Annotated in this window: 1 protein-coding gene and 1 pseudogene; both read left to right on the top strand. The window is 60.4% G+C overall.

Features of this window, described 5'->3' with window-relative positions:
- The first annotated feature begins 147 nt into the window (after nucleotides 1–147).
- A pseudogene (locus tag J4G14_15105) lies at nucleotides 148–291 on the top strand (ATP-binding protein).
- Nucleotides 292–935: 644 nt separating this feature from the next.
- The gene (locus J4G14_15100; protein MCE2459116.1) at nucleotides 936–2,597 is read left to right on the top strand and encodes a hypothetical protein; all 1,662 of its coding nucleotides are present in this window, start codon (nucleotides 936–938) and stop codon (nucleotides 2,595–2,597) included.
- Nucleotides 2,598–3,120: the final 523 nt, after the last annotated feature.

Here is a 3,120-nt window from a genome sequence, read left to right as displayed (position 1 = left end):
TGGCGATGTTCAACCAGTTTGGCCCGGCGCTATATCCCAGAGCAATGCAGGTACGGGTCGAGATGCTCGACGCTCACCCGGGTAGCAATTGAGAATCCCCTGTAGACCGTCAGAGAAAACGGGGCACATCAGGGGATTAGGAAACCCGAGAGATTGAGCGGGCAGAGCGCACTGCCGGACCGCATCACCCACGACGTGCATATCATCGAGATGAACGGCGACAGCTACCGCCTCAAGGGCAGCCGGCAGAACGCTGTCTCATCGTATCCGGAAGAACCGGCCGACATTTAGAACACCGCAACCGCCAGCCACGCTCGATCCCCAGGTCGCCAGGCTGGTCAAAGCCGTCAGGCCAACATCCCAATGGTACGGTTTTCCGGGACTGTTGGAAAGGTTACCCAACTACGGTCGCGCAGGGTCTCCCGGCAGATTCAGCCACGACATTGGAGATGTCTGGCCACCGTCGTCAGAAAGACTCTCTGCAACGCATCGGCGAACCCGATGGGCATCCTCGCTCCGACGTCTTCCGCCTTATCGATAACCTGCTTTGATTCGCACAATAGGGTCATTACGTAATTCGCTCCGTTGGGTAGCATTTCGTTTGAGGCAATGCGATCAGTCGTGGCTTGTATCCGGCAGGTGGCGTCGGTAAGATAATTGGGCGGCCCGCTCAGTTTGGACTGTGGTGTGTGGGTGACATCGACACCCGTCGCCCACCCGCACTACGCGGCTCGTGTGCGTGCCACCCGAAGGACGTTCCCCCTAGTGTTTTGTGAAGTATGCGAAACACTCGGCCCGTAGGCTTTATGCTTACCTTGGATCGGTGAAGGAAACGCACGCTGTCGTCGGGCAGGCGTACAGTTCGCGGAAGCCTTGCGCCGATGCCCACCGCAGACCAGGCTCGGAGACGCAGTCGCGACGAAAGGTGCCCCATCATGGCTTATGAGTTCGATCTCGGTTCATACAGCCGGCCGATAACAACATCTTCGCCGGAGGCCCAGCTCTGGTTTGATCGGGGTCTGCTATGGACCTACGGATTCAACCACGAAGAGGCCGTCTTCTGCTTCAAGCAGGCAGCAGAAGCCGATCCGAAGTGTGCCATGGCGTATTGGGGTATCGCGTACGCCATGGGTCCCAACTACAACAAGCCGTGGGAAGCGTTTGATGAAGCGGAAACAGCGAAAACGCTCTCCGAGGCCTATGACGCGACGATGAGCGCCGCGGCGCTAGCGGGCCGCGGTACCCAGTCGGAAAGGGACTTGATTGAGGCGCTTCACCAGCGCTATCAGTCTGCTCAACTGTCGCACGATTTGCCCGCCTGGATTGATGACTTTGCCGCCGCCATGCGAGCCGTCTACCTCAAGCACCGGGAGGATGCGGATATCTCGGCGCTATTTGCGGAAGCGCTGATGAACCGCACGCCCTGGGCGCTCTGGGACCTGGCATCGGGCGAAGCGGCAGCGGGCGCCGACACCGAAGAGGTTAGGCAGGCGCTCGAAAGGGGTATGGAACGTCGCGCGAACATGGGCGCCCCGCCCCATCCGGGAATGTTGCACATGTATATCCACCTGATGGAGATGTCGCCCTTCCCGGAACAGGCTCTGCTCACCTGTGAACAGTTGCGGGGCTTGGTGCCGGATGCCGGCCATCTGCAGCACATGGCGACCCATATTGACGTGTTGTGCGGCGATTATCTAAGCGTTGTGAATTGGAACCAAGCAGCGATCCGGGCCGACCTCCGGTATCTGGATGCCAGAGGGCCGTTCAACTTCTATACGCTATACCGCTGCCATGACTATCACTTCAAGGCGTACGGCGCGATGTTCCTGGGCCAGTACCAATCGGCCATCGAGGCGGCTGAGGAGTTGATCGGTGCCCTCCCCGAGAACCTGCTGAGCGTGCAGTCGCCGCCCATGGCGGACTGGTTGGAAGGGCTGGTGCCCGTCAAGCAGCATGTACTCGTGCGGTTCGGGAAATGGCAGGAAATCCTTGCGCAGGAACTACCGGCGAATCCCGATCTGTACTGCGTGACCAGCGCGACCATGCGGTATGCCAGGGCCATCGCCTTCGCCACGCTCGGGGATGCGAAGTCGGCGGAGGCCGAAGCGGAGGGGTTCGAGCGGGACTTTGACCGTGTGCCGGAGAGCCGGTATCTGTTCAACAATTCCTGCCGCGATATCCTGGCGGTCGCACGGGAGATGTTGCTCGGTGAGCTCGATTACCGGCGGGGTGACATCGAATCGGGATTCGTGCATTTGCGTCAGGCAGTCGCCTTAGACGACAACCTGCCCTATGACGAGCCTTGGGGCTGGATGCAGCCGGCCCGGCACGCCCTCGGCGCCCTCCTGCTGGAACAGGGGCGTGTGGCAGAAGCCCTCGCCGAGTACCGGGCTGACCTCGGCTTCGACCCGGTGCTCAAACGGTCAAGTCAGCACCCCGACAATGTCTGGAGTCTGAGCGGCTATCACGAATGCCTGGAGCGAACCGGCCAGCACGAATTGGCGGCGGTCGCGAAGCAGCGTCTCGACCTGGCCCGGGCGCGCGCCGACGTGCCGGTGCAGGCGTCCTGTTTTTGTCGGCTTGAGAGCGCGGGCTGAGAGCGGCGCAATGTGCGCCGGTAGGCTCACCGAATCTACGGTTCCTACCATGATTCCCGCTAATGCCGGTGCGTTCGCGGCGATCCGCGAATTGCTCCGTGAGCGCGTCGTAGAGGAAATCAAAGGCTGTCGCCGAGGGGGTGCAGTGACCTGCCCCCGGTGGCGGTGACGCGGTTTACGTTAGCCCGGCCGTCGCTGGGACGGCGGCCTGCTCGCAAACTATGATCCAGAGCAAATACGGCCCGCTCTCACCACGGTCAGCAGGCCATTTGCCTCCGCTATGTACTTGTTTGAGACGCCTCGGCTTGGCTTGATATGGTCGATTTGAGGCGCTTGGGGAGTTTGCAAACACGCCCTAGTCCTGCTGGTTCCCTGTTGCCTCTTGGCGAACTGAGCCATGAAACGTGAGATATCTGACCACAGTCGTCGGAAAGAAAGGCTCGCTGTAACGCATCAGCGAACCCGATTTCAGTATCCATCTTTCCACCATAGTCTTCCGCCTTATTGATACTCTCGTTGGTTC

The organism is Dehalococcoidia bacterium (assembly GCA_021295915.1).
Classification (GTDB): domain Bacteria; phylum Chloroflexota; class Dehalococcoidia; order Lucifugimonadales; family UBA1123; genus VXRN01.
Note: the sequence above shows the minus strand (reverse complement) of the source record. Positions and strands in the feature narration are given on the sequence as shown.

Excerpts from the sequence above, each read along its gene's own strand:
- J4G14_15100 (MCE2459116.1), top strand. The coding sequence starts at position 936 with ATGGCTTATGAGTTCGATCTCGGTTCATACAGCCGGCCGATAACAACA.